The organism is Butyricimonas sp. RTP31003st1_G1_RTP31003_210430 (assembly GCF_040920905.1).
GTDB lineage: Bacteria > Bacteroidota > Bacteroidia > Bacteroidales > Marinifilaceae > Butyricimonas > Butyricimonas paravirosa.
This window is the reverse complement of the sequence record NZ_JBCOSQ010000016.1, coordinates 1-4,128: the sequence shown is the minus strand read 5'-3', so window position 1 is coordinate 4,128 and position 4,128 is coordinate 1. Positions and strand designations below refer to the sequence as shown.

The 4,128-nt window shown below is 43.0% G+C and carries 2 protein-coding genes; both read right to left on the bottom strand.

Translation table 11 applies throughout. The features are described from left to right. The coding region (locus AB5542_RS06775; protein ID WP_368243021.1) for a zinc-dependent metalloprotease at nt 1-2,291 on the bottom strand (2,291 nt) is incomplete at its 3' end. A 124-nt stretch (nt 2,292-2,415) separates the two neighbouring features. Further along, the gene (locus tag AB5542_RS06770; protein ID WP_087422518.1) at nt 2,416-3,945 is read right to left on the bottom strand and encodes a histidine kinase; all 1,530 of its coding nucleotides are present in this window, start codon (nt 3,943-3,945) and stop codon (nt 2,416-2,418) included. Nucleotides 3,946-4,128: the final 183 nt, after the last annotated feature.

Sequence of the window (4,128 nt, the reverse complement as noted above, 5' to 3'; positions counted from 1 at the left end):
GCCCTATTCGAGCTAACGATGATCGCATCGACAAAATTCTTTTGTGTCATCCGCTCGTAGATAGATAAGTTACGCCCAGCCTTACTGCTGGCAAATATCACGTTATGAATATCCGCGAACATCTCTTCCGGCGTGTAACTCTTCGCCCGGCCTAAAGTCGCTTCAGAATCAAACATACGCAACAAACGCTCGTCCTTCAACAGATTATAGAATGTAGCGTACTGCAACTCTCGTGCAACCGTGTAAGGAGAATATTCCACGCCCATCTGGATCGGGTAACTCTTCTTCCAGACCTCAGCACCGAACAACCATTCCGGAACGATAAACACCTCTTCAATCAAGTACTTCACGCTCTCCTTCTGAATCTCTTTCGGCACCGGGATATACCGATCTTCCGGACTTCCCTTCACCGGGTTGTTGATATAAATACCTCCCACGTTAGCTGTAACATGCCCGGCATACATCTTCCATTGGTTAATCACCGCCATCAATAATTTTCCTGCCTCCGCGAAAGATTCTCCGTCTTCCTCTGTCCATGCGACAATATTCGGAACAATCCGTTTCAGATTCATAATCCCGTAACGATTGGCTTTCACTATGTCATCTCCAAGGTCTTCATCCTGAGAACGAGGATCGATCGGATCTTTCGGGTCTTGTTGCTCGCCATACCAATACATCGGGTCTCCTTCATGCTCTTGAATCCATTCATTCAATATCGGCAACTCCTCTTGAGGTGTCTCCGTGTCTAGCCAACGATAAGCCCAGTTTATTGCGAACTTGTCATACGTCCCGATTTTAGGAGTAATTTCCTTTACCCCGTCACCCGGTTGTGCCACGTAGTTAAAACGCGCGTAATCCATGATAGAACTTGCCGTTCCACCCATTTTTGCCGTAAAGCTCGGGGATCTCAAAGAATCCACGGGGAAAGCATGAGAAGCACCCATGTTATGTTTCAACCCGAAAGTATGCCCTACCTCGTGAGAAGAAACAAAGCGGATAGCACTGGCCATATGCTCGTCGCTCAATTTATTTGCACGGGCTCTCGGATCTATCGGTGCTGTCTGTACTCGCATCCAAGTATGTAATAATGACATCACGTTATGCCACCAAACCACGTCTGCCTCGATAATCTCTCCTGAACGGGGATCAACCACGGACGGCCCCATTGCATTAGCCTGCTGGGATGCCGCATAGGTGATGACCGAATAACGAATGTCGTCTATGTCAAAATCTTCATCACCTTCCGGTGCATCCTTCGCGACCACAGCGTTTTTAAAACCCGCTGCCTCAAATGCGGCCTGCCAATCCCGAACTCCTGCTTTAATCTCTTCTCTCCACTGTTTCGGGGTAGAAGGATCTATATAAAACACTATCGGTTTCACAGGCTCTACGACCTCTCCTCTTTTATATTTCTCTATATCTTCCGGTTTTGGTTCCAATCTCCAACGATGAACGAATTCCCGTTTTTCCACTTGCTGTTGCTCGTCTGTAAAATAAATATGCTCCGTGGCAAAAAAGCCTATACGGGGGTCGGCGAAACGTGGCTTCATAGGAACCTTAGGTAATAACACCAAATTTGTTGTCGTTTCAACCGTAAGAGGTACCGCCACGCCGCCATCAACCACCTGCGTCGTCATTAACGCCTTTACCACCACATTCTTGGGGAAAACCTTCACGCCCAATATCTTCGACAAGTCCTTTTTTACCGAACCGCCTAAAGCAATTTCATTATATATATCATTAAAACTTTTCTCACTTCCGTCAAAAATCTTGTTCACCTTGATAACCACAGAAGTCGAATCCTTCCCGTAAGCCTCGATCGGGAAATACTCGATCACGGACTCGCGATAATTGGCCTTCACAGACTCACTGATCGCATCTCCCTCGGGTACACTTACCTTTCCATTGTAAGTTGTCACCCACACCTTGTTCATAGATTTATCTTTATAGAAACGCACGAGCTTGTCATTCGACTCCATTCCTCTATTCAAGCCTGCATCATTCAACTCGTAAGGTACTCCCGACACTTTATTAACGATTAGAAGATCACGTCCCATCAACGAATCAGCCACCTCGAAATAGTAATCATTCTCAACCGTTAAAATCTTTACCATACCTTCAGTAATCTTGGCTTTTTTCACCAAATCCCCGTAAGCATCCGGTTTAGACACTTCCGTTGTATCCTTGGCATGTTTTTTCTTTCGTCTTTCCAGAGAATATCCCGGTTCTGACAATAATGATAGGGCAACAAGGGCTATCGCACCTAAAATGAATGTTTTTGTTCTTACCATACTTCTTTTATTCATTAAATCTATCTGGTTAACTGATTCTTTACAATGATAAGACAGATTTCAATCAATAAAAATAAAAGGGGAGTGAAACCCCGAAAAAAAGGAGTGAATCATCGATTTTTTGTTATAAACGATTTTTTAAAAGAGGTAGTCGACAAACGTAACATCCATTTTCACAATCACATACAAATTTCTCACCAGAATAAAAGTCATAAATGGCCTGAATGCGTTCGAAACCCACGCCCATGGACTCCTCGCTAGATTCTGCACGGGGCTGGTAATTATTCTCCACGATTAAACATTCATCCCGATCATAAATTTTAATATGCAAGGGATTTTGTAAAGTCACCTGATTATGTTTTATAGCGTTCTCTACTAACATCTGTAAACTGATCGAAGGAACCTTTGCTTCCAAACAATCCGGTCTCACATCTATGGACAAATCCAACTGATCCCCAAAACGAATCTTCTGCAAAAAATAATATTGCCGGGTAAACTCGATCTCTTCCTTCACCGTGGACAAGCTTTCGTTTCTTGTCTCCAGCAAATAGCGATACACCTTTGATAACTTCAACACGAATTCCCTCGCCAAAGTCGAATCCGAACCAATTAACACACTCAAGGAATTCAAGGAATTAAACAAAAAGTGAGGGTTAATCTGATTTTTCAACTGTTGTAAATGCAGTTCCATAGACTCCTGTTCCAAACTACGCCGCAAACGGTATTCCTTACGCCATTTATGCTGGGCAAAAAGTAACAAAATTGCGAATATAACTACTGTAATCAAGGCAATCATCGCCGTGTAACGATGAAATTCATCCAATATCTCCCGATTTCCATACTGCGGCACGTTAACGGCAATCACCCACTTTTCACTCCCGACAAGTAAGGGATAGTAAATTCGAAGCACCTGTGAAGACAGAAAATTAGAATGAACCATAATTTCCAATTCACTCTGACTTTTTAATACTTCCTTGATAGAATCCAACTCTTCTTTTTGGAAAGGTGAGGTTCCCAATAAATTTTCATCGGGATGCGAAAGTAATATACCCCGTTCATTTACAATAAACACGTAACTTGACACCTTTCCTGTAACCTCTGCAAAATATGAATGTAAGTCTGTCAACGAGATATCAAATCCAAAAAGGATACGCCGGGTCGCTGTCGGTTCAATAGCCTCGATTGTCGTCCAGTAAGTCTTTCCATCCTCGTGGTACGTACCACTAAAATGGTGATCCGCATGTGAATCCAATAAGGTATACATATACTTTAACTCGATCCCGGAAAGTTTCATCTTACGTAACTCGGAACTATTCCGTTCCAACAACCGTAGAGAATCATTGGTACCCCTGAAAAACCAAGTTCTACTTAATTTCGGGTCCAATTGTTGCATCGTCTTCAAAAGCGAAAATAAATCCTGCTCCCGGTAAGATTCACTTTTCCCAAAAAACTCTCTCGCCAATCGCTGTAATTCTTCGGTTTTCTTAAATTCATATGCAACAGATTCTGCCCGGTATCGACAAGCCTCTCGTGCATTCGCATTATTCATATCGTTCCCCACGTCACTAATCTTTTCCCCTATTAAATAAATAGCGGCAATGAATAAAGCTAACAAGATTAATCCTATCGATATTATATTTGTCCGAATTCTCATACACACAAAGGTAATGAAAAAAATTACCTGCGGCAAGTTACAAGTTGACAGGTTACAGGTTCTCCACGAGACAATATAAAAAAAGGGCGAGTCACTTGAACTCGCCCTCTCTTCTAAATTCGGCATCGACCTACTCTCCCACCCAAGGGCAGTACCATCGGCGCTAACGGGCTTAACTTCTCT